Here is a 24,893-nt window from a genome sequence, read left to right on the forward strand (position 1 = left end):
TGTCCACCGTGTGCGGGCGTCTCTGACCGGCCCGCGCTTCTCAGACTTCACTGATGAAAGCAGGCGATCTAGCCGTGTCGAGCCAGGTGACAGGCGTCGGGACTTCGAGCGAGGGAGAGTTCGGGGCCAACGAGTGGCTCGTCGAAGAGCTCTACGAGCAGTTCACGAACGACAGGAATTCCGTCGACAAGGCCTGGTGGCCGGTCCTGGAGGCCTACAAGCCGTCCGGATCGTCCGGCTCCGGCGCCGCGGCCGCCCCGGTAGCGCCGGCGCCGGCCGCCGCACCGGCACCCGCGGCTGAGAGCAACGGCGCCGCCCCGGCTCCTGCCGCCGCGACCCCGGCGCGCACCCAGCCCGCCGCGTCCGAGCCGCGTCCCGTCACGGCGCCGATCCCCGTCGTGGGCGCGCAGCCCGTGGCGCGCACGACCGCCAAGCCGGCGGCGAAGCAGCCGATCCCGGCGCAGGCGCCCAAGTCCGCGCCGTCGTCGTCCGAGGACGCGAGCGAGCAGGACACCGTCACGCCCCTCCGCGGCATGACGAAGACCCTCGCGGCGAACATGGACGAGTCGCTGACGGTCCCGACCGCCACGAGCGTGCGCACGGTCCCGGCCAAGCTGATGATCGACAACCGCATCGTCATCAACAACCACATGTCCCGCACCCGCGGCGGCAAGGTGAGCTTCACCCACCTCATCGGCTGGGCGATCATCCAGGCGCTCAAGGAGTTCCCGAGCCAGAACGTCTTCTACGCCGAGGTCGACGGCAAGCCGTCGGTCGTGGCCCCCGCGCACGTCGGACTCGGCATCGCGATCGACCTTCCCAAGCCCGACGGCACCCGAGCCCTCATGGTGCCGAGCATCAAGCGCGCCGACACCCTGACGTTCGGCGAGTTCCTCGCCTCCTACGAAGACCTCGTCACCCGCGCGCGCAACAACAAGCTGACCGCGGCCGACTTCCAGGGCACGTCGATCTCGCTCACCAACCCGGGCGGCATCGGCACGGTCCACTCGGTCCCCCGTCTCATGAAGGGCCAGGGCTGCATCGTCGGCGCCGGTGCCCTCGAGTACCCCGCCGAGTTCCAGGGCTCCAGCGAGAAGACGCTCGTCGAGCTGGGCATCGGCAAGACCATCACCCTCACCAGCACCTACGACCACCGCGTCATCCAGGGCGCCGGCTCGGGCGAGTTCCTCAAGAAGGTGCACGAGCTCCTCATCGGGCAGCGCGGCTTCTACGAGTCGATCTTCGCCGCCCTCCGCATCCCCTACGCCCCCATCCACTGGGCCTCCGACATCAACGTCGACCTCGCCGAGCGCGTCGACAAGACCGCCCGCGTGCAGGAGCTCATCAACTCCTTCCGCGTGCGCGGCCACCTGATGGCCGACATCGACCCGCTGGAGTACGTGCAGCGCACGCACCCCGACCTCGAGATCGAGGAGCACGGGCTCACCTTCTGGGATCTCGACCGCGAGTTCGTCACGAACGGCTTCGGCGGCAAGCGCCAGATGAAGCTGCGCGACATCCTCGGCGTCCTGCGCGACTCCTACTGCCGCACGATCGGCCTGGAGTACATGCACATCCAGGACCCCGAGCAGCGGAAGTGGTTCCAGGACAACGTCGAGGTGAAGTACCAGAAGCCCGGCCACGACGAGCAGCTGCGCATCCTCTCCAAGCTCAACGAGGGCGAGGCGTTCGAGACCTTCCTGCAGACGAAGTACGTCGGGCAGAAGCGCTTCAGCCTCGAGGGCGGCGAGTCGCTCATCCCCCTCCTCGACGAGATCCTCCAGGGCGCGGCGCAGGCCGGCATGGACGGCGCGGCCATCGGCATGGCGCACCGCGGCCGCCTGAACGTGCTCACGAATATCGCCGGCAAGACCTACGGCCAGGTGTTCCGCGAGTTCGAGGGCTCCGTCGCCGTCGGCTCGAAGAGCGGATCGGGCGACGTGAAGTACCACCTCGGCACCGAGGGCACCTTCGTCGACGACCGCGGCGACGAGCTGCCGATCCTGCTGGCCGCCAACCCGTCGCACCTCGAGACGGTCGACGGCGTGCTCGAGGGCATCGTCCGCGCCAAGCAGGACCGCAAGCCGATCGGCACGTTCGCCTGGCTGCCGATCCTCGTGCACGGCGACGCGGCCTTCGCCGGCCAGGGCGTCGTCGTCGAGACGCTGCAGATGTCGCAGCTGCGGGGCTACCGCACCGGCGGCACCATCCACGTCGTGGTCAACAACCAGGTCGGCTTCACCACCGTCCCGGGTGACGCGCGCACCTCGGTGTACGCCACCGACGTCGCCAAGACGATCCAGGCGCCGATCTTCCACGTCAACGGCGATGACCCCGAGGCCGTCGTCCGCGTCTCGCAGCTGGCGTTCGCCTACCGTGAGCGCTTCCACCGCGACGTCGTCGTCGACCTCGTCTGCTACCGCCGCCGCGGTCACAACGAGGGTGACGACCCCTCGATGACGCAGCCGCTCATGACGAACCTCATCGAGGCCAAGCGCTCCGTGCGCCGCCTGTACACCGAGTCGCTCGTCGGCCGCGGTGACATCACCGAGGAGGAGTACGAGCAGGCCAAGCGCGACTTCCAGGACCGCCTGGAGATCGCCTTCGCCGAGACGCACGAGGCCGAGACGGGCACGTCGAACGTCGTGGACGAGAACGGACCGGTCGAGCCGGCCTCCGGCGCGCCCGAGACGACGGGCGTCGGCGTCGACGTCGTGCAGCTCATCGGCGACGCGTTCGTCAACCGCCCCGACGGGTTCACCGTGCACGCCAAGCTGCAGCAGCTGCTGGAGAAGCGCCTCGACATGAGCCGCAACGGCAACGTCGACTGGGCCTTCGGCGAGCTGCTGGCCTTCGGCTCGCTCCTGCTCGAGGGCACCAACGTGCGCCTCGCCGGCCAGGACAGCCGTCGCGGAACCTTCGTCCAGCGTCACTCCGTGCTCCACGACCGGGCGAACGGCCAGGAGTGGATCCCGCTGACCAACCTCAGCGAGAACCAGGGCCGCTTCTGGGTGTACGACTCGCTGCTGTCGGAGTACGCGGCCATGGCGTTCGAGTACGGCTACTCGGTCGAGCGTCCCGACGCGCTGGTGCTGTGGGAGGCGCAGTTCGGCGACTTCGCCAACGGCGCCCAATCGGTCATCGACGAGTACATCTCCGCCGCCGACCAGAAGTGGGGCCAGCAGTCGAGCGTCGTGCTGCTTCTCCCGCACGGCTACGAGGGTCAGGGACCCGACCACTCGTCGGCCCGCATCGAGCGCTACCTCTCGATGTGCGCGCAGGACAACATGACGGTCGCGCGCCCCTCGACGCCCGCCTCGTACTTCCACCTGCTGCGTCGCCAGGCCTACATGCGCCCGCGCCGCCCGCTCGTGGTCTTCACCCCGAAGGCCATGCTGCGCCTGCGCGGCGCGACCAGCCCCGTCGAGGACTTCACGACCGGCAAGTTCGAGCCCGTGCTCGACGACACCCGCGGCATCGACCGCTCGGCCGTCACCCGCGTGCTCCTGCACGCCGGGAAGATCCACTGGGACCTCAAGGCCGAGCTCGAGAAGAACCCCAACCCGCAGATCGCGCTCGTGCGCCTGGAGCAGTACTACCCGGCGCCGATCGACGAGCTGAACGCGGTGCTGGAGTCCTACCCGAACGCCGAGCTGGTCTGGGTGCAGGACGAGCCCGAGAACCAGGGGGCCTGGCCCTTCATCGCGCTGGAGGTCGCCTCGCGACTCGGCGGCCGCACGATCCGCCGCGTGTCCCGCGCGAGCGCCGCGTCGCCCGCCACCGGGTCGCCGAAGGTGCACGCGCGCGAGCACGCCGAGATCATGCAGCAGGCGCTCACGACCTGAGACCTCGGTCTCCGCTGACAGGGCGGACGGGCTTCGGCCCGTCCGCCCTGTCGCATCCGCCCGAGAGGACGGAGGCGCCGGCCCCGGTCAGTACCAGAAGCCGAGGTGCGGGACGCGGTCCGAGGCGAACATCCGATCCAGGGCGAGCGCGGCATCCTCGTCCCCTTCGATTCGCCCCGCGGCACGCAGCGTCGACGGCCGCACCCCGCCGAGCAGGATCGCCGCGAGTTCGGTGACGGGCAGGGTGAGGTCGGCCGCCGCCTCGACGCGGTCGACGGTCGCTGCGCCGTCGTCGTCGACCGTGAGCCGCCACGTCCCCTCCGCATAGCCGAGCGGGTCGGTGACCGACATCACGGTCGACCCGGGCCCGGAGTGGCGACGAGCGGTGAGCACGCGCGGCACGTCGAGGATGCGCAGCCACTCGTGGTCCACCCGCGTCTCGCGGATGCCTCTCGGATCCGCGACCATCCACCGCAGCGGCTCGTCGACCGACAGCAGCGAGGCCCGCACCACCGAGACGAGGTCGTGTTCGAGCAGGAAGCGCCACAGCGCCGCAGCGGCGTCGGGGGTCTCGGCCATGAGGTGCTGGACCTCGAGGGTGTTGCGCGAGAAGTCGTCGTGGTTCTCCACGATCCGGTAGGAGACGATGCCGCGAGTGGTGCCCGCGGCATCCGTCCACCGGACCCCTCGGATGGCCGTCGCCTTCTCCTGGCCGGGGGTGGCTCCCGCGAGTCGTTCCCAGAGCCCGGGCCACGCGTCGATCGTGCCGACGCGGTCGAGGCGCACGCGCGCGTGCAGCTCGGCGAACTCACGCGCGAGCGCCTGCCGGTCCAGATAATCCAGGCGTCCGGCGGGCCGCGGCCCGATCCAGGCCGTGCGGGAGGTGGTGATCTCCGCGGTGGTGGCGAACGCGGCCGGAGCGAAGCCGAAGCGGGAGTAGATGGTCGCCTCCGAGACCGTCAGCCCGGCGAGGGGAAGTCCGGCGTCCGCCGCCGTGCGCAGCTCTCCCTCGAGGAGGATGCGCGCGAGCCCGCGACGGCGATGCGTCGCCGCGACCGTCACGTCGCTGATGGCCCACATCGGGAGCGTCGCGCGTCCCGGGACGGTGAGCTCCGCGACCCATGACGCGACCGTGGCGATCGGCGTCGCCGGGGTCGGCGAGCCACTGTCGTACACCCCGGTGAAACGGCGGAAGCGGATGTCGTCGAGCCCCGCCTGCAGCTGCTCCGCCGTGCCCTCGTCGTCGAGGAACCCACGCCGGATCGCAGCCATCGCGGCGCCGTAGGCCTCCTCGTCGGACGTGTCCACGAGGCGGTAGTCGAAGCCGGCAGCGGATGCCGCGGCCACCGCCGTCGCGTCGAGGGGCAGGTTCTTCCAGTCGAGGTGGGGCATCCCTCCAGGCTAGCGACTGCCCGTCACCGGGCAGACGGGAGCCGTCGGCTCAGGCGGGGCCCCGGCGCTATCGTGAACCCCGGGCGCGGGTCGAGACGGAGGCGCCGTGGGCGGGGCGGACGGGACGACGCGATGGATGTGACGTTGCTCGTGAACCCTGCCGCGCGGGCGGGTGCGCACGGCCGGGCGGTGCCCGAGGCGGCCGAGCGCCTGCGAGCCCGCGGCATCCGCACCACCGTGCTCAGCGGCGGCAGCGCGGCCGAATCGAGCCGCCTGCTGCGCACCGCGCTCTCCCTCGGCACCGGGGCGGTCGTCGTCGCCGGCGGCGACGGCACGGTGCACCTCGCGATCCAGCAGCTGGCGGGCACCTCGGTGCCGCTCGGCATCATCCCGATCGGCACGGGGAACGACATGGCGGCCGCCGTCGGGCTCCGCGACCTGGACATCGCCGGGGCCGTGGAGCTGATCGCCCGGGGCCGCACCCGGCGCGTCGACCTCGCCCGGGTGACGCGGGCCCACGGCACCGGCGAGCTCTTCGGCAGCGTGCTCGCCAGCGGCTTCGACTCGCGCGTGAACGACCGCGCCAACGCGATGCGGCGGCCGCGGGGACGGTCGCGCTACACCCTCGCGATCCTGCGCGAGTTCCTGACCCTGCGCGGCATCCCGTACACGATCGACCTCATCCGGGCCGACGGCATGCGGGAGCGCCTCTCCGGCGACCTGCTCATGGCCACCGTCGGCAACGGACGCACGTACGGCGGTCGCATCCCGATCTGCCCCGACGCCGACATCGCCGACGGGGTGCTCGACCTCACCCTCGTGCGCCCGGTCGGGCGCCTCCGCCTGCTGCGCCTGCTCCCCCGCGTCTACCGGGGGACCCACACCGGTGCCGCGGAGGTCTCCACGCACCGCGTCACCCGCGTCCGGATGGATGCCGCGACGGTGACCGCCTACGCGGACGGGGAGCCGGTCGGTGCCCTGCCGTTGGAGATCGAGGTCGTTCCCGCTGCGCTCTCTCTGTTCGCGCCGGACAGCTGACCAGGCTCCGGACGGCTGCGCGGGCGCCGGTCTCAGTCAGAGAGACCGAGCGGCACGGCGAGCGCCGCGACGCCCTCGGCCAGACCGGTGTCGAGGGCCGGTCCGACGTGGCCCGCGGCAGGGATCTCGATCACCCGCACCGTGAAGCCGGCAGCCTCCGCGGCGGCGGCGTTGGACCGCTGCCCCGGACCGAACACGTCGTCGTCGGCGCCGAGCGTGAAGACGGCGGTGTGTCCCTCGTACGAGCCGGCGTTGCGGGCCAACACGTTGGCGGGCTTCGCCGCCTCGAACGCGTCGCTGTCGCCGCCGAAGACACGCGCGGTGGTGGCCTGAACTGTCTCGGACCCGGGGAACTCGTTGCCCGACACGTCGAGGATGCTGCCCCAGACGTCCGGGTGCGAGGCGCCCCACAGGGCGGCGCACGACCCGCCGTTGGAGTAGCCGCCGATGACGCGGTAGGCGGCGTCGTCGGGCACGTTCAGATGCGTCCGGATCCACTCCGGGATGTGGGTGGTGAAGTACGTCTCGACGGCGCCATAGGTCTCGGAGTCATGGCAGGCGGGATCGACGGTCGGACCGGTGAGCTGGTCGGCGATGATGGCGATCGGCGCGAGACCGTCATGCTGCGCGGCGAACGCATCGAGCGCGCGCGACAGCGACGTCGGATCAGGCGCTCCGGGCTGACCCATCATGAAGACGATGACGGGCAGCGCGGGCGGATCGGCCACGAGCGCCGCGGGCGGCAGGTAGATCGCGGCGTCGCGCGCGGCGAAGCCCGGCGACGGGATGCGGTCGTCCCCCGTCAGGGCTCCGACGAGCCCCTTCTCGGGCATGCCGGCCGGTGCCGTCCACGTCTCCGACAGCGGCTGCGCGGGGACGGCGGTGTCGGTCTGCGGCGGGAGGTCGATCGCTCCGACCGCCTGCACGCCGATCAGTGCGGCGAGGTTGTGCGTGATGTCGAAGGCCCGATTGACCCCGAGTGCGCACAGCACGAGCGAGGTGAGGATCAGCAGCACCGCCGGGATGAGGCGCCGCTTCGGTCGGCCGAGCGCGCCGGCGACCCCGAGCCCCGCACCGCCGAGCCCGATCGCGGCCCAGACGCCGGCTTCGGGCGGGATCACGATCCCGAAGGTGCGCTGCTCGTCGAACACCACGACCGTCCCGACCGCCACGGCCGCCCCGATCAGGGTTCCGATGAGCAGACGCCACGGATGCCGCGACCGCACGAGCGCCACCAGCACCGTGCACAGCGCCGTAAGGATCCCCCAGGCGGGGAGCACCGGTCCGTCGATGAGCTCGAGGCCGAGGATCCAGTAGGTCACCGCGGGGCGCCCGCGGGGGCGCGCCCGGGGGGAGCCAGCAGCGTGCGCACGACCGCGACGTACTCGCGCGGCGAGGCGTCGGGCAGGTACGCCCGCCCGACGGCAGCGCCGATGGAGCCGAGCTCGACCGGGTCGGCGTAGGCCATGTACATGGTGCGGTACTCCGGGAGGAACTTGCTCTTGAACCGGAACAGGGATGCGAAGCCGTAGACCGGCTCGAGCACGCCGGCGAGCCAGCCGAGGAACGCCGACAGCGCGGTCGGCTCCGCGACGCTCTCGCCCTCCGCGCGGGGACGGGTGGCGAGGGGCGCGCCGGACAGGCTCAGCACCTGCACGCCGTCGTCCTTCATGAGCAGCGCCGCCTTCGCGATCAGGAACTCCATGACCCCGTTGGGCGCATCGTCGCGCCGGCGCATGAAGTCGAGGGTCCACCCCACGATGCGGCCATCCTGCCACGACGGCATCCAGCTCGTCACGGCCTGCACGCGTCCGGTGGCGTCCACGGCCAGCAGGAGTGCGACGTCGGGATCGTCGAGCTCCTCGAGTCCGCCGAGGGTGAAGCCCATCTCAGGCAGAGACTTGTCGGTCACCCACTGCTCACTGATGTCGATGATCTGCGAGCTGACGCCCGCCGGGAGATCGCGCCATCGCGTCCACTGCGCCGTCATCCCCTCGCGCTCGGCGCGGTTGAGCGGCGAGCGCACCTTCTGCCACTGCTTGCCGGCCATCTGCAGGTCGGGGAGGTGCATGACCGTCTCCTGCCCGACCTCGACGGTGTGCCAGCCCATCGCCTCGAAGGCGGGGAGGAAGTCGTCGTGGATGCTGTAGAACACCGGCGTCCAGCCGCGGGAGATGGCGAAGTCGGCGAATCCGCGCAGGGTGCTGCCCTCCCGACCACGGGGGCAGAGCGGGTCGGCGACGGCGAGGGCGACTCCCCCGACCACGCGATAGGCGACCGCGGACTGCAGGTCGTCGCTGAACCAGTGCGCGTTGCCGCGCCAGGTGCCGAGGAACGAGAGGGTCCCGCCGCCGCGCCGCAGGAGCGAGCGGTACAGGGTCAGCGAGGAGCTGTCCGAGCCCTCGGGCAGGGCGGTGCTCCGGAAGAGGCGGAGCGTCGCGACGATGAACACGACCCAGAACACGACGCCCACCCACTGGTAGACCACGAGGGCGGCACCGCCTCGTGGGAAGGGCGGCTGACCGATGCCCTGCAGGAACGCGGGCGGGATGAACCGCCGCACCATCTCGGTGAGGAGGTCGGCGAGCGTGGGGGTGACGTCGAACGATCTGGTGAGCACGCTCGAGACGAGCAGGAACGCACCGGCGCAGGCGACGAAGGCCACGCCGACGACGATGCCCCAGGTGCGCCGGGCGCGGGCGGAGGCCCGCACGCGGAACCGCCGCTGATTGAGCGCGAGCACCACGATCACGCCGATGGGGAGTATCGCGGAGGAGATGAACCACAGCGCCCATTCGAACGTCGCGCCGTCGACCGGGTCGGGGAAGGAGATGTCGCCCAGCGCGAGGGTGATGATCGCCAGGGCGGCGAGCGAGGCGTTGACGGCGACGGCGAGGATCCACGCGCTCCGACGTCCGTTGCGCAGCCCCCAGGCGGCCAGCACCAGGAGCGCGAGGGGGATGATCGCGAGGATCGCGGGGCCGGCGCCGCGCGTCACGAGGAGCGCGAACTCGTGGTCGCACGCCGGCACGTACTGCCGTTCGCAGCGCTGCGAGAGCCAGTTGTCGGACTGCGTGAACGCGTCCGCGACGAGGGACAGCGGGCCGCGTCCGCCGCCGGCCACGAGGGCGGCGATCGGACCGAGACCGGTGACGGCCACGATCACGGCGAGGAGCGAGCGGATCTCCCTGCTGGAGCTGCGGTGCCACGACCGGCGGGCGGCGCCGCGGGCGAGCCCGAATCCGAGGAGGAGTCCGAGCAGCGCGGCGATCAGCCGGAACCACGAATCGACGTCGCCGGCGTAGAGGGCGAACATGCCGAGCGCCGCGAAGGTCACGATGCGCAGGCGCCGTCGCCATAGCACGCCGGCGAGGGCGGAGGATGCGGCGACCGCACCCGCGATCGGGATCGTCGGGTCGAGCACCATCGTCTGGGCCGCGGCGTCACTGACCTCGGGGAGTCCGGCGACGGCGGCCTGCGCACCGGCGCCGACGAAGAGTGCCACGAATCCCGTCGCAGCCATTGCGACGATCGTCCGTCGCACACCGAGCAGTCGCTCGGCGATGGCGAGCGCGGACAGCGCGAGGAGCATCGACAGCACGGCGTCCACCGTCGAGTCGGGGATGATCAGCGCCGTCACGGTGGTCCACCACGTGGCGGGCGCGCCCAGCGAGGCCGCGCCCCAGCCGAGGAGCACCGCGTCCTCGCTCCCCCACAGCGACCCGCTGGCGATGCCGGTGAGGAGGATGAGCAGGGCGAACGAGACCGCGACCGGGTTGCGCCGCAGATACGACCGCAGCACGACCACGCCGCCGCTGAGCCGGCGTCGCGCCGCCACCGGCGCACTGGCGCCGTCCACCTGCGCGATCTCCATGCGCTGACCCCGTTTCTCCGGGATCGATCCTAGAGCCGTGGCGCTGGGCGGCCACCGCGGGACGGCTGTGCGCCCGCTATGTCGTCAGGCCGCGGCATCCCGCCGTCAGTGCGTGGTCTGGGCGGCGCGGAGGCGCGAGAGCACCTGCTCGCGGAGTTCCTCGGGCGCGCTCTCCTTGCAGGCGCGCGCGACCACGTCGGTCAGCGTGCGGGCGACAAGGGCCTCGTCGCGGCAGGTGGGGCAGTTCTCCAGATGCGCCGAGATGTCCTGGTGGCTCGTCTTGCAGACCTCGTTGCGGAGGTACTCCTCCAGGTCGCGCTTGGCCTTGTCGCAGCCGCAGTCGCTCATCTCTCTGCTCCCGTCGTTGTCTGTCCCGCGGAGGCGGCACTGATGCCGCGCTCACGCGCGTAGTCGGCGAGAAGGTCGCGAAGCAGACGCCTGCCACGGTGCAGGCGGCTCATGACCGTGCCGATGGGGGTTTTCATGATGTCGGCGATCTCCTGGTAGGCGAAGCCCTCGACGTCCGCGAGGTACACCGCCAGCCGGAAGTCCTCCGGGATGGCCTGCAGCGCGTCTTTCACGACGGATGCCGGCATGTGATCGATCGCCTCGGCCTCCGCCGACCGCGAGCTGGTCGCGGTCGTGGACTCGGCCCCGCCGAGCTGCCAGTCCTCGAGCTCGTCGATCGTGCCCTGATAGGGCTCGCGCTGCTTCTTGCGATACGTGTTGATGTAGGTGTTAGTGAGGATGCGGTACAGCCACGCCTTGAGGTTCGTCCCCTGCGTGAAGGTCTTCCACGAGGCGAACGCCTTGACGAAGGTCTCCTGCACGAGGTCGGCGGCGTCCGCCGGGTTGCGGGTCATCCGCATCGCGGCGGCGTAGAGCTGATCCATGAAGGGCAGCGCCTGCTCTTCGAACTGCGCGCTGGGATCCGCCGTGGTCTGTGCGTCCTCGTCCATCAGGCGCCAGTCTACGTCGGAGCCCCGCCCGGCCAGGGTGGGTCGTTCGAGCACGGTGTGCACTGCTCCCCCTCCTGGGTGTTCCGATGCGGTTCAGTAGGGTAGAACCCGATGAACGCGGATCGGTATTCCCACGACGGCGGACCTCGTCCGCGAGGCCGCTGGTCGGCCCCCGTCGCCGACGGTCCGCTGCGGGCCGCTCTGGCCGTTCCGGGGTCGAAATCGCTCACCAATCGCGAGCTGATCCTCGCCGCGCTGGCGGAAGGTCCCAGCATCCTGTCGGCCCCCCTGCACTCCGATGACTCCGCGCGCATGATCGAGGCGCTGCAGGCGCTCGGCGTGGGCATCGAGCGGCTCGAGGGCAGCGGGCACTTCGGCGACGACCTCGAAGTCACGCCCGCGTGGCCGCTCCGCGGCGGCACCGAGATCGACTGCGGGCAGGCGGGCACCGTGATGCGCTTCGTCGCCGGACTCGCGGGCTTCGCCCGGGGCGACGTCACCCTGACCGCGCACGAGAGCGCGCTGCACCGCCCGATGGGCGCGATGATCAAGGCCCTGCGCGACGTCGGCGTCGACATCGACGACGGCGGCCACTGGTCGCTCCCCTTCACCGTCCGCGGCCGCGGGCACACGCGCGGCGGCGAGGTGACGATCGACGCGAGCGCGTCGAGCCAGTTCGTCTCCGGGCTGCTGCTGGCTGCGCCGCGCTTCGACGTGGGACTCCACCTGATCCACTCCGGCGCCCGCCTGCCCAGCCAGCCGCATATCGACATGACCATCGAGTCGCTCGGCCACCGCGGCGTGCACGTCGAGCGCCCCGCGCCCGGCGAATGGGTCGTGCCGGCCGGGCCGTTGCGCGCGAAGGACATCGCGATCGAACCCGATCTCTCCAACGCCGCGCCGTTCCTGGCGGCCGCGATGATCGCCGGCGGCACCGTGTCCATCACCGGCTGGCCCGTGCACTCGACACAGCCGGGCGCCATGCTCGGCGACATCCTGTCCCTGATGGGCGCCCGGGTCTCGCGTCGCGGCGGCGCCCTGATCGTCACGGGCGGCACCGGCATCGGCGGCGTCGACCTCGACCTGTCCGCCGCGGGCGAGCTCACCCCGACGATCTTCGCCCTCGCCGCCTTCGCCGACGCGCCGACCACGCTCTACGGCATCGGGCACATCCGCGGTCACGAGACCGATCGCATCGCCGCACTCATCGGCGAGCTGCGCGGACTCGGCGGCGAGGCGCATGAGCTCGAGGACGGCATCCGCATCGTTCCGCGTCCGCTGCACGGCGGCACCTGGCACGCGCACGGCGATCACCGCATGGCGACGACCGGCGCGCTCCTCGGCCTCGCGGTCCCGGGCGTCGAGATCGACGACATCGGCACGACCGCCAAGACCCTCCCCGAGTTCCCCGAGCTGTGGCAGGGGCTCGTCGAGGGCGCGCACGACAACGGACACGCGGATGCCGCGGGCACCGCGTCGCGGTCGGCCGCGCCTCATGCGGAGGATGCCCCCGCGTGAGCTGGCTCGATGACGTCGACGACGACGAGGACGACTCCGCGTACGACGAGAGCAGCATCCGGGTGCGTCCGAACCCGAAGGCGAACCGGCCGCGCACGAAGCGACGCCCCGCCCACGCCGACGCCCGCATCGCCCGCGTGCTCGGCGTGGACCGCGGCCGCTACACCGTCCTGGTCGACGAGGGCGGTCCGGAGGAGCACCAGGTGCTCGCCTCCCGCGCGCGGGAGCTCCGCAAGATCGCGATCGTGACCGGCGACCGGGCGCGCATCGTCGGAGACACGACGGGCGACGACGGCACGCTGGCGCGGATCGTGGGCATCGAGGAGCGCTCCTCGCTGCTGCGCCGCAGCGCCGACGACACCGATCAGGTCGAGCGCATCATCGTCGCGAACGCCGACCAGATGCTCGTGGTGGTCGCCGCCGCAGACCCCGAGCCGCGCGAGCGCCTCGTCGACCGCTACCTGATCGCAGCCCTCGACGCGGGCGTGCGGCCCCTCATGGTGGTGACGAAGACCGACCTCGCCGATCCGACCGAGTTCCTGAGCCACTTCGCCGGACTCGAAGACCTCCAGGTGTTCACCAGCGCCCGCCGCGACGGCGGCGACGAGGAGATGCCGATCGAGGAGATCGGCGCCGCCCTCGTCGGGCACTCGACCGTCTTCGTCGGACACTCCGGCGTCGGCAAGTCGACCCTGGTGAACGCGCTGGTGCCGTCGGCCTCCCGCGCGACCGGGCACGTCAACACCGTCACGGGCCGCGGGCGCCACACCTCCTCGTCGACGGTGTCGCTGCGTTACGACGACGGGCACGGCGGCAGCGGGTGGGTCATCGACACTCCCGGTGTGCGCTCCTTCGGCCTCGGGCACGTCGACACCGACAACATCCTCCGGGCTTTCACCGACCTCGCCGAGATCGCCGAGGACTGCCCGCGTGGATGCACCCACCTGCCGGACGCCCCCGACTGCGCCATCGTGGAAGCCGTCGAGGAGGGCCGCGCCGGCCCGCACGGGGCGGCGCGCCTCGACTCGCTCCAGCGGCTGCTGGCCACCTTCGCGACCGACAACGGCCGGCACTCCTAGGCTGGAGCCATGACGAACACGCGGCTCGCCCCCGGCGGCGAGGCACCCGATTTCACGCTGAAGAACCAGGACGGCGACGACGTCTCGCTGCACGACCTGCGCGGCGGCCGCGTCATCCTCTACTTCTACCCCGCGGCCATGACGCCCGGCTGCACCACCCAGGCCTGTGACTTCCGCGACAACCTGTCGAGCCTGCAGTCGGCCGGGTACACCGTGCTCGGCGTTTCGCCCGACTCCCCTGCGAAGCTCAGCGAGTTCCGCGACCGCGACGGCCTCACCTTCGACCTCCTCAGCGACGAGGACCACGCCGTGCTCGAGGCGTACGCCGCGTGGGGCGAGAAGAAGAACTACGGGAAGACCTACGAGGGAGTCATCCGCTCCACGGTCATCATCGACGAGGACGGGCGCGTCGAGCACGCGCTCTACAACGTCAAGGCCACCGGGCACGTCGAGCGCATCCGCAGCCTCATCGGCGCCTGAGCCCCCTCGCCGCAGTCACGCGGGCTCGCTCGACGGGTCGCCGCCGAGTCGCGCTCTAGCGGCGGTCGGCGCCCGCGCGCCGCGCCGCGAGCACGAGCATCACGAAGGTGACGATCGCGGGCGCCGCGAGGGCGAGCCCGATCACGGGGTGGGCGAACGCCCCCGTCGCCGCGCCGAGCGCGACGGCCGCGATCAGCGCCTGCGTGACGATGCCGCCCGAGCGTCCCCATGACTGACCGCGCCATGTCGCGACGGCGAAGGCGGCGACCGCCGCTGCGCCGACCGCGGTCAGGACGGTCAGGGCGATCGCGCTCTCGGCCGACTCCACGTCGCCGGCGAGCAGGGCGAGCACCTGCTGCACGAGGAGCACGATGATCGCCCCCGCTTCGAGCGCGAGAAGGCCGGCGGCGATGCGCGCGAAGGGGTTTGTCGTCATCGCGGTCGATCTCCTTCTTCGCGGCGTCGGCCGCGGAATCACGCCGCTCGACGGCCGTCGGAGCGTGCACCTACACGAAACCTGCGAGACATCTCTTGATTCCGCCCATATGGTATGGGAGGCTTGAACAAGCCGTGTGCTCCCACAGCGAAGTGGGGCGAGCGTTCGCTCGCACACCCACAGGGTACCGGACCGTTACCGGACCCTGAACTTCGACCCCGACTCGTTCCGAGGAGCATCACCATGGATTGGCGCGACAAAGCGGCCTGCCTGACCGTAGACCCCGAGCTGTTCTTCCCCGTAGGGAACACCGGCCCGGCGGTCGACCAGATCGACAAGGCGAAGTCCGTCTGCGCCCGGTGCACCGTCACCGAGGTCTGCCTGCAGTATGCCCTCGAGAGCGGCCAGGACTCCGGTGTGTGGGGCGGACTCTCCGAAGACGAGCGTCGCGCGCTCAAGCGTCGCGCCGCTCGCGCCCGCCGCGCCAGCTGACGACGGGTTCCTCCGTCCGGCTGCCGGCGCAGTCAGGATTCGCCTGAGAGGAGAGGGGATGCCGCGGCATCCCCTCTCCTCTCAGTTCGACGACCGTGCGATGTAGCGCATCGGGATGTCGATGGTCACCTCGGTGCCGCTGCCCATGATGGTGTGCCAGTCGATGGTGCCGCTGAGCTCGCCCTGGATCAGGGTGCGCACGATCTGCGTGCCCAGACCGCGGCCGACCTGACCCTCGGGGAGACCGACGCCCGTGTCTCGCACACGCACCTCGAGGCGGTCGTCGGTGCGGTCGGCGATGATCTCGACGTCGCCCTCCTGGCCGGCGAGCCCGTGCTCGACGGCGTTGGTGACGAGCTCGGTGAGGGCGAGCGCCAGGGGCGTGGCGTACTCGCTGGGCAGCGTGCCGAACTTCCCCGTCGAGCGCGTGCGCGCGTGGGTCGTCGGCGAGGCGGCGACCTCGGCCACGAGCTTCATGACCCGCGCGAAGACCTCGTCGAAGTTCACGTTCTGCGCGAGGCCCTCCGAGAGCGTGTCGTGCACGACGGCGATCGCCGAGACGCGGCGCATGGCCTGCGTGAGCGCCTCGCGCGCCTCGTCGGAGTGCGAGCGGCGCGCCTGAATGCGCAGCAGCGAGGCCACCGTCTGCAGGTTGTTCTTGACGCGGTGGTGGATCTCGCGGATCGTCGCGTCCTTGGTGATGAGCTCCTGCTCCTGATGGCGGATCTCGGTGACGTCGCGGCAGAGCACGATCGCCCCGATGCGCTGGCCCCGGTGCTTGAGCGGAATGGTGCGCAGCGACACCGCGACACCACGGGCCTCGATGTCGGCACGCCAGGGCGCCCGGCCCGTGACCACCAGCGGCAGCGATTCGTCGAACTGCCGCTTCTCGGGGATGATGCGCGTGGTGACCTCCACGAGCGCCTCCCCCTCGAGCTCGTCGTCGAAGCCCATGCGGTTGAAGGCCGACAGCGCGTTCGGGCTGGCGAACGTGGTGATGCCGTCCACGTCGAGGCGGATGAGCCCATCAGAGGCGCGGGGCGCTCCGCGGCGCGGAGCCGTCGGCGCCGCGAGATCGGGGAAGTCGGCGGACGCGATCATGCCGAACAGCTCGTCCGCGCAGTCGTTGAAGGTGATCTGCTGCCGGGACGGTGTGCGCGTCTCGCCGAGGTTGGTGTGCCGCGTCATTACCCCGATCGGGATCGGCGAGCCGCCGTGCGGGAACTGGCGGACGATCGGCACGGCGCGCACGCGCGTGGGGGTCTCCTCGAACCAGTCGGGCGAGGCGGAGTCGACGATCGTGCCGGATTGGAAGGCCTCGTGCACCTGCGTGCGCCACTGCGGCCGCACGCGGTCGCCGACGATGTCGCGGTAGAAGAGCGTCGCGGCGCCGCTCGGGCGCGCGTGGGCCACGGCGATGTAGGAGTCGTCCGCCGTCGGCACCCACAGCACGATGTCGGCGAAGGCGAGGTCGGCGAGCAGCTGGCCGTCACCGGCGAGGCGGTGCAGCCACTCCACATCGGCGTCGCGGGAGCGCCCCTGGGCGTAGACGAGGTCGCTGAGGGTCGACATGCTCCCAGCCTAGGCGGGCGGTGATCGCCGCGCCCGCTCATGCCGCGCGGCGGCTCCGGCGGGTCCGCGACGCGGTGATGCTCGGCTCCCGTGAGCCTCGCCGCTCCCGGGTCTCCCCCGCCGTGCGCGGCGGCACCACCGCCTCGCCGACGAACCGCCGGACGGCGGCGGAGAGCGGCGACCGCGGAGAGACGTCGGCGATCGGGCGGGCGGCCAGGGTCGCGGCATCCACCGATCGCGGGTCCATCGGGAGGAACCACACGTCCTCGATGCCGCCGAAGCGGTCGAGCGCGCGCCGCACCTGCCCGCGCGCGTCGATGCCGAGCACGCCGGGCCGCAGCTTGTTCGCCACCACCGCGACCCGCGTCGTGCCGACGGTGGCTCGCAGCTCGGTGTAGCCGCGGAGGAAGCGGGCGATGCCGACCGGGTCGGCGGATGCGACCGCGACGACGAGATCGGCGGAGCGCAGAGCGGCGAGCGTGGCCGCATTGCGGCGCGGTCCGTCGAGGTCGCTCACGATCTCCTCGTCGCGCTCCAGCGACGACGACACGTCGACGACGGTGTGCTCCGCCCAGGTGCGGCACACCGCGAGCGCTCCGGCGACGCGCGACTCGCTGAGCTCGGGCCAGCGGGACGGGCGGTTGATGCCCGCGAGGACGTCGACGCCGCCGGAGGAGAGCGGGATGCTGATCCGGGTCAGCTCGCGGGCGTCGAGTCCGCCCAGCTCGCTCTGCCGGCACGCCGCGGCGAAGCCCGGGCCCTCATCGGCCAGCCCCAGCGAGAGGGCGAGGGAGGGTGCGTGGGTGTCCGCGTCGACGAGGGCGACGTGCCGGCCGCCGCGTGCCAGCTCCACGGCGAGCTCCACCGCGATCGTCGAGCGTCCGGGCGCGCCCGCGGGGCCCCACACCGCGATCACCCCGGGGAGCGCGGCGCGCGGCGTCACGTCGATCGGATGCGGCACCCGGGCCGCCGCCTCGAGCACCTGCCACGCCGCCGCGTCCGGCGGCAGCATGGGGCCGAGGCCGAAGGCTGCGCCGAGACGTTCGTCGGACTCCGTCGCGCAGAGCGGCACGATGCGCACGCCCAGACGATCGCAGAGCGCGACGGTGTCGGCGGTCAAGGTGGTGCGATCGGCCTGCAGCACGAGGATGTCGGCGTCGCGCACGGCGGCGGTGAGCGCGTCGACGTCGACCACGGCGTCGCCTCGGCCGCCGACGAGCGTGTCGGCCGCCAGTGCCGCGAGCGTGGCGGCGTCCGATCCGCCGGTCACCTCGGCTCCCTCGCGCACCAGATCGTCCTCCAGCGCCCGGCCGCGCGGCGGATCGACCGCGACGAAGACCCTCATCGCGCGCCGCCCGCCGAGGGCACCACCGACAGTGCCGACTCGTCGGACATGGCCGTCAGCGTCGCCGGCACGTCGGAGCGCGGGATGACGACCTCGAGCGTCGCCGCTCCGCCGCCGATCATCGAGTCGTCACGGGTGACCGACACGACGGTCGCGTCGGCGACCAGGATGCGCGGCGTGTCGTAGACGCCGCGCTCCTTGAGCGGAGCCGACCACACCTCGACCACCGTCCCCGCCTCGACGGCGGCCGGCACGTCGACGGCGCTGCGCAGGACGACGGTGGTGAGCGTCGACGCGCCGGCGTCGCCGACCGCGCTCCGCGCGACGAGCTCACCCGTGGGGATGGTGCGCGTCGCCACCAGTCCGTCGGAGAGCGCCTCCGCGGGCAGGTAGGCATCGCCGAGCGTGCCGAGCGCGACGTCCACCGCGCGCAGGTCGTCGGCGCCGACCGCCTCGCCCGGCACGATGGTGCGCGTGGCCGCGTAGACCGGCGAGGTCTGGCGCGCGGCCGAGACGACGAACCACACGCCCGCCACCGAGGCGATGACCAGCACGACGCCGAGGAAGAAGCGGGTGTCGCTCCAGAAGCCGCGCGGGCGGCGGCGGCCGGGTTCGGTTGCGCTCATGCGACCATCGTCGCTCAGACGGTCAGGGGGCATCCGGCGTTATCCACAACGGGTGTCGCAGCGGGCCGGGGCCGTGCGGGTCCGGCGATAATGAGGACATGCCTGACGCGCCGACCTCCGACGTGCGCCTGCTCGCCCCGGCCCAGGTGGCAGAGGTGCTGGGGGTGACGGTCGACGAGGTCGTGGATCTCATCACCGAGGGGCGTCTGCGCGGCATGCGCGTCGGATCGCCGGCGCAGTGGCGTGTCGAAGAGGCCAGCGTCGGCGAGTACGTCGACGACCAGGCCGAGGAGGCACGTCGCATGGCGCTGTGGCGCCAGTCGAATGCGGCGAGCTTCCCCGAGCTGTGGGGCACCGGCGTCATCCGCAACGCGGACTGAGCCGTCGTCGGTTTTCGCGACGCGTCATCGCCCGCGTCTCGCCTCGCTTGCGCGACGACTCATGCGCGCGTCTCGTCATGCCTCGCCTGAACGATCCCGCGTGTTCGATTGACGCTCCCTGCGGGAATGAGCCGCGGCACATAGCCACACGCGTCACCTGAGCGGATCGGATGCTGCGCCGCCGGGCCCGCGCTGCCGTCCGGATGACGCTTCCCGCAGGAATGAAACACCGAATGCCGCGGTGAGCGTCAGGTGAGCGAGGACGAAGCTGCGCGCCGGTCGTCTGCGCGGGCGTCTCCCCCGATCCCGGACCGCGCCGGGCGTCAGAGGATCGCGGCCGCGCTCTCGATGCGCAGCCAGGCCAGCGCGGTGAACGGCACCAGCCGATGACCGCTGACCGATTCGGCGCGCCGAGCGGCGCCCGCCTCGTGGAGCGCGATGTCGAAGTGATCCGCGGCCGCGCGGTCGATCGTGCCCGTGAGCGCCCGGCCGCCGACGAGGTGCGCCGTCACCGGCAGCCGGCGGCGCGCCACGTCGCGCAGCACGAAGCCGAGGGTCATCCGCTCCGCCAGCGAGGAGCCGCGCGCCGACGCCGGGCGCGCGGAGCGGAGCAGGTCGGCGTGCGGCATGCCGATCGAGAGGAGGGATGCCATCGGTGCGAGGATCGCGCCGGTGCGGGTTCCGGGATCCAGCGCCACCCAGTCGGCGCCGACGCCGGTGATGGCGGCGTTCACCGTCGTGCCGTCGGCGAACTCGACAGACGGCGATGCGCCCCCGGGTTCCCGGTCGGCCGCCGCGACGAGTCGTTCGCGGAGACCGACGCGCGCGAGGCGCAGCCGTTCCGCCTCGGTGTCGAGGGCGGCGCGCTCCGCTTCCCACTCCGAGGCGAGCTGATCCTCGAGGTCTTCGAAGAAGCGATCCCAGCGCACCCTCGGAGGCTAGGGCAGAAGGTCACGGGTCGGTCACGAGTTATCCACAGACGGCTCGCACCTGTTTCCTGAGAGTTCGCCCTGTGGTTCACTTTCACGACACGAGAGGTGTCATTCCGCGACACCCCGTGACGAGAACCGAGACACCGCGGGGAGACGATCCGATGGCACCGACGCCGGCGAGCACCGCGAGGACGGCCCCGCGACACCTGGGGGCGATGGAGCTCTCGGAGTTCTTCGCCCCGCAGCGCACGTCCACCGAGTCGCTGCCGGATCCCGAGCCGTTCCTGACCAATCTGACCCGGGGCGTGCTCGAGGTGCTGGCCGGAGTGCGCGAGGTCGACCAGCTCGCCCGCTGGATGACCGAGGACTCCTATCGCGCGCTCCTCACGCGCGCCAACCTCGCGGCCCGCGCGCGGAGTGCCCGGGGCGTGCCAGCGACCCGGCCGGTGCACACGATCCTCTCGGTGCACCACTCGTCCCCCGCCGACGGTGTCGTGGAGGCCGTCATCATCGTCAGCGGGCCCGCCCGCACCCGCGCCGTGGCGCTCCGGGCGGAGGGCATGGACCGCCGCTGGCGGGCCACCTCGCTCGCCCTGCTCTGACGAAGACGTGCGAACGGGTCGGCCCCAGCGTCGTGACCGACCCGTTCGCCACCATCCAGCTGCCCGCCGGCAGCGCTACTGCTTGTACGAGGACAGGAAGTTGCCCAGCCGCTCGACCGCCTGCGTCAGCACGCGTGCCTCGGGCAGCGTGACGATCCGCAGGTGGTCGGGATCGGGCCAGTTGAAGCCCGTCCCCTGCACGAGCAGCACATGCTCCGCCACCAGGAAGTCGTAGACCAGCTTCGCGTCGTCATGGATCTCGTAGATCTCGGGGTCGAGGCGGGGGAAGGCGTAGAGCGCCCCCTCCGGCCGTACGCACGAGACACCGGGGATCTTCTCCAGACCCTCCCACGCGGCATCCCGCTGCTCGTGGAGACGGCCCATCGGGGCGATGAGGGAGTCGATCGACTGCACGCCCGACAGCGCCGCCTGGACCGCGTGCTGCGCGGGGACGTTCGGGCACAGGCGCGTCGAGGCGAGCAGGTTGATGCCCTCGAGGAATCCCGCGGCGTGCGCCTTCGGTCCCGTGATCACCATCCATCCGGAGCGGTAGCCGGCCACCCGGTAGGTCTTGGAGAGCCCGTTGAAGGTGAGGCACAGCAGGTCGGGGGCCAGGGTCGCCAGCGGGATGTGCTCGGCGCCGTCGAACAGGATGCGGTCGTAGATCTCGTCGGCCAGGAGGAGGAGCGAGTGCTCGCGCGCCACCTCGACGATCTGCTCCAGGACCTCCCGCGAGTACACCGCGCCCGTCGGGTTGTTGGGGTTGATGACGACGATCGCCTTCGTGCGCGGCGTGATCCGCGAGCGGATGTCCTCGATGTCGGGCTGCCAGCCGTTGCGCTCATCGCAGACGTAGTGCAGGGGCGTCCCACCGCCGAGGCTGGTCATCGCCGTCCACAGCGGGTAGTCCGGCGCGGGGATGAGCACCTCGTCGCCCTCATCGAGCAGCGCCTGCATGGTCATGGTGATGAGCTCGGAGACCCCGTTGCCGAGGAACACGTCGTCGGGATCGACCTTCGGGAAGCCCGGGGTCTGCTCGTAGCGGTACACCACCGCGCGACGGGCCGACATGATGCCGCGGCTCTCGCTGTACCCGTGCGCCTGCGGGATCGCCTCGATCATGTCGCGCACGATCTGGAACGGCGCCTCGAACCCGAACGCGGCCGGATTGCCCGTGTTCAGCTTGAGGATGGTGTGGCCCTCGGCCTCGAGGCGCCCGGCCTCGACGAGGGCCTGACCGCGGATCTCGTAGAGGACGTCCTTCAGCTTCGACGACTGGTCGAGAGTGCGCAGCGGGCTCATCGGTTCAGAATACGCCCGGCCCGGCGCGGCCAATGGTCCACTTCTGGCCTGCGGCGCACGCGGCCGGGACCGCGGCCGGGACTACTTCTTCTTGTCGGCGGCGCGACGGTCCGCGCGGTTCGCGCCGGCCGGCGCACCGCCGTCGGTGCGCTGACCGAAGGCACCCCGGGGAGCCTCGGCGACGGCGGCGGGCGCCGCAGGAGCAGAGGCGGCGGATGCCGCGGCCGCGGCGTTGCGCACGCGGTTGGTCGCCGCCTGCTGCACCTGACCACGATCGTTGCGCACCTCGACCTCGCCGGCGTCGTTGGGCGCCGAATACTCGAGCTTCTGACCCTCGACGGGCGCGGCGCCCAGACCCTTGGCCTCGACCTGGGCGACGGCGTCCGCGTCGCCGCGGCGCACCTCGACCTCGAGGTTGTAGAGGTAGCCGACCGACTCCTCCTTGATCTGGCCCATCATGGCCTGGAACATGGTGAAGCCCTCGCGCTGGTACTCGATCAGCGGGTCGCGCTGCGCCATGGCACGCAGGCCGATGCCGTCCTTGAGGTAGTCCATCTCGTAGAGGTGGTCGCGCCAGCGGCGGTCGAGCACCTGGAGCACGACGCGACGCTCGAGCTCGCGCGTCGCCGACTCGCCGAGGGACTCCTCGCGCGTCGCGTACGCGATCTTCGCGTCGGAGAGGATCTCGCGCTTGAGCACGGCGGGCGTGATGCGCCCCTTATTGCCGGCCTCCGCGACGACCTCGTCGATCGTGACGCTCACGGGGTAGAGCGTCTTGAGCTCGGTCCACAGCGCGTCGAAGTCCCAGCTCTCGGTGTGACCGGAGCCGGTGTGGTCGTCGATGACGGCGTTGATCGCGTCCTCGATGAAGTGCTGCACCCGGTCGGCGATGTCATCGCCCTCGAGGATGTGGCGTCGGTCGGAGTAGATCGCCTCGCGCTGACGGTTGAGCACGTCGTCGTACTTGAGGACGTTCTTGCGGATCTCGGCGTTGCGGCCCTCGACCTGCGACTGCGCGCTCTTGATCGCGCGCGAGACCATGCTGGATTCGATGGCGACGTCGTCGGGGAAGTTCGTGCGGGAGAGGATCGCCTCGGCCGCGCCCGACTGGAAGAGCCGCATCAGGTCGTCGGTGAGCGACAGGTAGAACCGGCTCTCACCCGGGTCGCCCTGACGGCCCGAGCGTCCGCGCAGCTGGTTGTCGATGCGGCGCGACTCGTGGCGCTCGGTGCCGAGCACGTAGAGACCGCCGGCTTCGACGACCTTGGACGCCTCCTCGGCCACCGTGTCGCGGGTGCCCTGATAGACGGCATCCCACTCGTTCTCGTACTCCTCGGGCGTCTCGACCGGATCGAGGCCCTTCGCCTTCATCTCCTGCACGGCGAGGAACTCGGCGTTGCCGCCGAGCATGATGTCGGTACCGCGGCCGGCCATGTTGGTCGCGACGGTGACGGCGCCCAGACGGCCCGCGCGGGCGACGATCTCAGCCTCGCGGGCGTGGTTCTTGGCGTTGAGCACCTCGTGCTTGATGCCCTTCTTGGCGAGCATGCGGGAGAGCAGCTCGCTCTTCTCGACGCTCACCGTGCCCACGAGCACCGGCTGGCCCTCGGCGTGCCGGGCGGCGATATCCTCGACGACCTGTGTGAATTTCGCCTGCTCGTTCTTGTAGACGAGGTCGGACTGGTCCTTGCGGATCATGGGCTTGTTCGTCGGGATCGGCACAACGCCCAGCTGGTAGGTGGACATGAACTCCGCGGCCTCGGTCTCGGCCGTACCGGTCATGCCGGCGAGCTTCTCGTAGAGGCGGAAGTAGTTCTGCAGCGTGACGGTGGCGAGGGTCTGGTTCTCGGCCTTGACCGGCACGGCCTCCTTCGCCTCGATCGCCTGGTGGATGCCCTCGTTGTAGCGGCGCCCGACGAGGATGCGGCCGGTGTGCTCGTCGACGATCATGACCTCGTCGTTCATCACGACGTAGTCGGTGTCGCGCTTGAACAGGGCGAGGGCCTTGATCGAGTTGTTGAGGAACGAGATGAGCGGCGTGTTCGCGGACTCGTACAGGTTGTCGATGCCGAGATAGTCCTCGACCTTCTCGATGCCGGGCTCCAGCACGCCGATGGTGCGCTTCTTCTCGTCGACCTCATAGTCGACGCCGGGCTCGAGCGTCTTCGCGATCTTCGCGAACTCGGCGAACCAGCGGTTCGCCTCTCCCGACGAGGGACCCGAGATGATCAGCGGGGTGCGGGCCTCGTCGATGAGGATCGAGTCGACCTCGTCGACGATCGCGAAGAAGTGACCGCGCTGCACGAGGTCCTCCTTGCGCCACGCCATGTTGTCGCGGAGGTAGTCGAAGCCGAACTCGTTGTTCGTGCCGTAGGTGATGTCCGCCTCGTACTGCTGGCGGCGCACCTCGGGGGTCTGACCCGACACGATCGTGCCGTTGATCATGCCGAGGGCGCGGTAGATGCGACCCATGAGCTCGGACTGGTACGACGCGAGGAAGTCGTTGACCGTGATGACGTGGACGCCCTTGCCGGCGATGGCGTTGAGGTACACGGGGAAGGCACCGGTGAGCGTCTTGCCCTCACCGGTCTTCATCTCGGCGATGTTGCCCAGGTGCAGGGCGGCACCGCCCATGATCTGCACGTCGTAGGGGCGCTGGCCGAGGGTGCGCTTGGCGGCCTCGCGGACGGCGGCGAAGGCCTCCGGCATCAGCTGATCGAGTGTCGCTCCGGCCTCGTAGCGGGCGCGCAGCTCGGCGGTCTCGCTGCGCAGCTCCTCGTCGGTGAGCTGGGTGTAGTCCTCTTCGAGCGCGTTGACGGCCTTGACGACCTGCTGCAGGCGGCGCAGGATCCTGCCCTCACCGGCGCGAAGCAGTTTCTCGAGCGGATTTGCCACGGACGATCTCCATCTGTCGGGTGCGGCGCTCCGGTTCGCGGACCGCCCGCCGTGCCCGGCCCCGGAGGACCGCAGACACATCCCTTCATGTTATCGGGCCGTGACCTTGGAGCGCGCTGGGCGGCG

At 71.3% G+C, this 24,893-nt stretch carries 20 protein-coding genes; 8 read left to right on the forward strand and 12 right to left on the reverse strand.

Translation table 11 applies throughout. The annotated features are described in order from the left end of the window. Positions 1-74: 74 nt before the first annotated feature. Entirely contained in the window at positions 75-3,845 is a 3,771-nt protein-coding gene (locus tag ABC304_RS16630) for a multifunctional oxoglutarate decarboxylase/oxoglutarate dehydrogenase thiamine pyrophosphate-binding subunit/dihydrolipoyllysine-residue succinyltransferase subunit (protein WP_412932989.1), read from the forward strand. A gap of 87 nt (positions 3,846-3,932) precedes the next feature. On the opposite strand, the gene ABC304_RS16635 is transcribed toward ABC304_RS16630, so the two are convergent. Next, positions 3,933-5,237: a GNAT family N-acetyltransferase gene (locus ABC304_RS16635; RefSeq protein ID WP_412932470.1), complete on the reverse strand. Its 1,305-nt coding sequence runs from the start codon at positions 5,235-5,237 to the stop codon at positions 3,933-3,935. A 132-nt stretch (positions 5,238-5,369) separates the two neighbouring features. Between ABC304_RS16635 and ABC304_RS16640 the strand changes: the two genes are divergently transcribed. Then, positions 5,370-6,275, forward strand: coding sequence for a YegS/Rv2252/BmrU family lipid kinase (locus ABC304_RS16640; RefSeq protein ID WP_412932472.1), 906 nt, complete (start codon positions 5,370-5,372; stop codon positions 6,273-6,275). Between the two features lie 32 nt (positions 6,276-6,307). On the opposite strand, the gene ABC304_RS16645 is transcribed toward ABC304_RS16640, so the two are convergent. The 4 genes from ABC304_RS16645 to ABC304_RS16660 form a co-directional block, all read right to left on the reverse strand. Beyond that, the gene (locus tag ABC304_RS16645; protein ID WP_412932474.1) at positions 6,308-7,597 is read right to left on the reverse strand and encodes an alpha/beta hydrolase; all 1,290 of its coding nucleotides are present in this window, start codon (positions 7,595-7,597) and stop codon (positions 6,308-6,310) included. Further along, positions 7,594-10,149 (reverse strand): bifunctional lysylphosphatidylglycerol flippase/synthetase MprF, encoded by a 2,556-nt coding sequence (locus ABC304_RS16650; RefSeq protein WP_412932475.1) that lies wholly within the window; start codon positions 10,147-10,149, stop codon positions 7,594-7,596. The genes ABC304_RS16645 and ABC304_RS16650 overlap by 4 nt, the downstream gene beginning before the upstream one ends. Positions 10,150-10,254: 105 nt before the next feature. After that, positions 10,255-10,497 (reverse strand): zf-HC2 domain-containing protein, encoded by a 243-nt coding sequence (locus ABC304_RS16655; RefSeq protein WP_412932477.1) that lies wholly within the window; start codon positions 10,495-10,497, stop codon positions 10,255-10,257. Then, the gene (locus tag ABC304_RS16660) at positions 10,494-11,108 is read right to left on the reverse strand and encodes a sigma-70 family RNA polymerase sigma factor (RefSeq protein WP_412932478.1); all 615 of its coding nucleotides are present in this window, start codon (positions 11,106-11,108) and stop codon (positions 10,494-10,496) included. The genes ABC304_RS16655 and ABC304_RS16660 overlap by 4 nt, the downstream gene beginning before the upstream one ends. Before the next feature lie 111 nt (positions 11,109-11,219). On the opposite strand from ABC304_RS16660, the gene aroA reads away from it, so the two are divergent. The 3 genes from aroA to bcp are packed head-to-tail and all read left to right on the forward strand — an operon-like array spanning position 11,220 to position 14,185. Next, on the forward strand, positions 11,220-12,626 hold the full coding sequence (gene aroA / locus ABC304_RS16665; protein WP_412932480.1) for a 3-phosphoshikimate 1-carboxyvinyltransferase: 1,407 nt from the start codon (positions 11,220-11,222) through the stop codon (positions 12,624-12,626). Continuing rightward, on the forward strand, positions 12,623-13,705 hold the full coding sequence (gene rsgA / locus ABC304_RS16670) for a ribosome small subunit-dependent GTPase A (protein WP_412932481.1): 1,083 nt from the start codon (positions 12,623-12,625) through the stop codon (positions 13,703-13,705). Before aroA ends, rsgA begins: the two co-directional genes overlap by 4 nt. Positions 13,706-13,714: 9 nt before the next feature. Continuing rightward, positions 13,715-14,185 (forward strand): thioredoxin-dependent thiol peroxidase, encoded by a 471-nt coding sequence (gene bcp, locus ABC304_RS16675; RefSeq protein ID WP_412932483.1) that lies wholly within the window; start codon positions 13,715-13,717, stop codon positions 14,183-14,185. 55 nt (positions 14,186-14,240) lie between these two features. On the opposite strand, the gene ABC304_RS16680 is transcribed toward bcp, so the two are convergent. Further along, complete coding sequence (locus tag ABC304_RS16680; RefSeq protein ID WP_412932484.1) at positions 14,241-14,621, reverse strand: histidine kinase; 381 nt, start codon at positions 14,619-14,621, stop codon at positions 14,241-14,243. Between the two features lie 243 nt (positions 14,622-14,864). On the opposite strand from ABC304_RS16680, the gene ABC304_RS16685 reads away from it, so the two are divergent. Then, positions 14,865-15,113 carry a WhiB family transcriptional regulator gene (locus tag ABC304_RS16685; protein WP_127094923.1) on the forward strand — a complete coding sequence of 83 codons (249 nt, stop codon included), beginning with the start codon at positions 14,865-14,867 and terminating at the stop codon, positions 15,111-15,113. 81 nt (positions 15,114-15,194) lie between these two features. Here the strand turns inward: ABC304_RS16685 and ABC304_RS16690 are convergent, their stop codons facing one another. Genes ABC304_RS16690 through ABC304_RS16700 form a run of 3 tightly spaced genes read right to left on the reverse strand, consistent with a single transcriptional unit; the run spans position 15,195 to position 18,656 of the window. Further along, the gene (locus ABC304_RS16690; protein WP_412932486.1) at positions 15,195-16,685 is read right to left on the reverse strand and encodes a sensor histidine kinase; all 1,491 of its coding nucleotides are present in this window, start codon (positions 16,683-16,685) and stop codon (positions 15,195-15,197) included. A gap of 37 nt (positions 16,686-16,722) precedes the next feature. Beyond that, positions 16,723-18,030, reverse strand: a complete 1,308-nt coding sequence (locus ABC304_RS16695; RefSeq protein WP_412932488.1) for a CpaE/TadZ family protein — start codon at positions 18,028-18,030, stop codon at positions 16,723-16,725. Continuing rightward, the gene (locus ABC304_RS16700; RefSeq protein WP_412932490.1) at positions 18,027-18,656 is read right to left on the reverse strand and encodes an SAF domain-containing protein; all 630 of its coding nucleotides are present in this window, start codon (positions 18,654-18,656) and stop codon (positions 18,027-18,029) included. Before ABC304_RS16700 ends, ABC304_RS16695 begins: the two co-directional genes overlap by 4 nt. Positions 18,657-18,754: 98 nt before the next feature. Here ABC304_RS16700 and ABC304_RS16705 point away from each other — a divergent pair, with 98 nt between their 5' ends. After that, positions 18,755-19,036: a helix-turn-helix domain-containing protein gene (locus ABC304_RS16705; RefSeq protein ID WP_412932492.1), complete on the forward strand. Its 282-nt coding sequence runs from the start codon at positions 18,755-18,757 to the stop codon at positions 19,034-19,036. 323 nt (positions 19,037-19,359) lie between these two features. On the opposite strand, the gene ABC304_RS16710 is transcribed toward ABC304_RS16705, so the two are convergent. Beyond that, on the reverse strand, positions 19,360-19,965 hold the full coding sequence (locus ABC304_RS16710; protein ID WP_412932494.1) for a hypothetical protein: 606 nt from the start codon (positions 19,963-19,965) through the stop codon (positions 19,360-19,362). Between the two features lie 164 nt (positions 19,966-20,129). Between ABC304_RS16710 and ABC304_RS16715 the strand changes: the two genes are divergently transcribed. Then, positions 20,130-20,570, forward strand: coding sequence for an Rv3235 family protein (locus tag ABC304_RS16715; RefSeq protein ID WP_127094918.1), 441 nt, complete (start codon positions 20,130-20,132; stop codon positions 20,568-20,570). A gap of 75 nt (positions 20,571-20,645) precedes the next feature. Here ABC304_RS16715 and ABC304_RS16720 read toward each other — a convergent pair whose 3' ends face one another. Both ABC304_RS16720 and secA read right to left on the reverse strand, forming a co-directional pair. After that, positions 20,646-21,872 (reverse strand): pyridoxal phosphate-dependent aminotransferase, encoded by a 1,227-nt coding sequence (locus ABC304_RS16720; protein WP_412932497.1) that lies wholly within the window; start codon positions 21,870-21,872, stop codon positions 20,646-20,648. 81 nt (positions 21,873-21,953) lie between these two features. Continuing rightward, the gene (gene secA / locus ABC304_RS16725; RefSeq protein ID WP_412932499.1) at positions 21,954-24,767 is read right to left on the reverse strand and encodes a preprotein translocase subunit SecA; all 2,814 of its coding nucleotides are present in this window, start codon (positions 24,765-24,767) and stop codon (positions 21,954-21,956) included. Between the last annotated feature and the right edge of the window lie 126 nt (positions 24,768-24,893).

Source organism: Microbacterium jepli (genome assembly GCF_047237905.1).
Classification (GTDB): Bacteria; Actinomycetota; Actinomycetes; order Actinomycetales; family Microbacteriaceae; genus Microbacterium.

Excerpts from the sequence above, each read along its gene's own strand:
- bcp (WP_412932483.1), top strand. The coding sequence starts at position 13,715 with ATGACGAACACGCGGCTCGCCCCCGGCGGCGAGGCACCCGATTTCACG.
- aroA (WP_412932480.1), top strand. The coding sequence starts at position 11,220 with ATGAACGCGGATCGGTATTCCCACGACGGCGGACCTCGTCCGCGAGGC.
- ABC304_RS16655 (WP_412932477.1), bottom strand. The coding sequence starts at position 10,497 with ATGAGCGACTGCGGCTGCGACAAGGCCAAGCGCGACCTGGAGGAGTAC.
- ABC304_RS16695 (WP_412932488.1), bottom strand. The coding sequence starts at position 18,030 with ATGAGGGTCTTCGTCGCGGTCGATCCGCCGCGCGGCCGGGCGCTGGAG.
- ABC304_RS16705 (WP_412932492.1), top strand. The coding sequence starts at position 18,755 with ATGCCTGACGCGCCGACCTCCGACGTGCGCCTGCTCGCCCCGGCCCAG.
- ABC304_RS16690 (WP_412932486.1), bottom strand. The coding sequence starts at position 16,685 with ATGTCGACCCTCAGCGACCTCGTCTACGCCCAGGGGCGCTCCCGCGAC.
- ABC304_RS16640 (WP_412932472.1), top strand. The coding sequence starts at position 5,370 with ATGGATGTGACGTTGCTCGTGAACCCTGCCGCGCGGGCGGGTGCGCAC.
- ABC304_RS16700 (WP_412932490.1), bottom strand. The coding sequence starts at position 18,656 with ATGAGCGCAACCGAACCCGGCCGCCGCCGCCCGCGCGGCTTCTGGAGC.
- ABC304_RS16715 (WP_127094918.1), top strand. The coding sequence starts at position 20,130 with ATGGCACCGACGCCGGCGAGCACCGCGAGGACGGCCCCGCGACACCTG.
- ABC304_RS16685 (WP_127094923.1), top strand. The coding sequence starts at position 14,865 with ATGGATTGGCGCGACAAAGCGGCCTGCCTGACCGTAGACCCCGAGCTG.
- ABC304_RS16635 (WP_412932470.1), bottom strand. The coding sequence starts at position 5,237 with ATGCCCCACCTCGACTGGAAGAACCTGCCCCTCGACGCGACGGCGGTG.
- ABC304_RS16660 (WP_412932478.1), bottom strand. The coding sequence starts at position 11,108 with ATGGACGAGGACGCACAGACCACGGCGGATCCCAGCGCGCAGTTCGAA.
- ABC304_RS16720 (WP_412932497.1), bottom strand. The coding sequence starts at position 21,872 with ATGAGCCCGCTGCGCACTCTCGACCAGTCGTCGAAGCTGAAGGACGTC.
- ABC304_RS16680 (WP_412932484.1), bottom strand. The coding sequence starts at position 14,621 with ATGACGACAAACCCCTTCGCGCGCATCGCCGCCGGCCTTCTCGCGCTC.
- ABC304_RS16650 (WP_412932475.1), bottom strand. The coding sequence starts at position 10,149 with ATGGAGATCGCGCAGGTGGACGGCGCCAGTGCGCCGGTGGCGGCGCGA.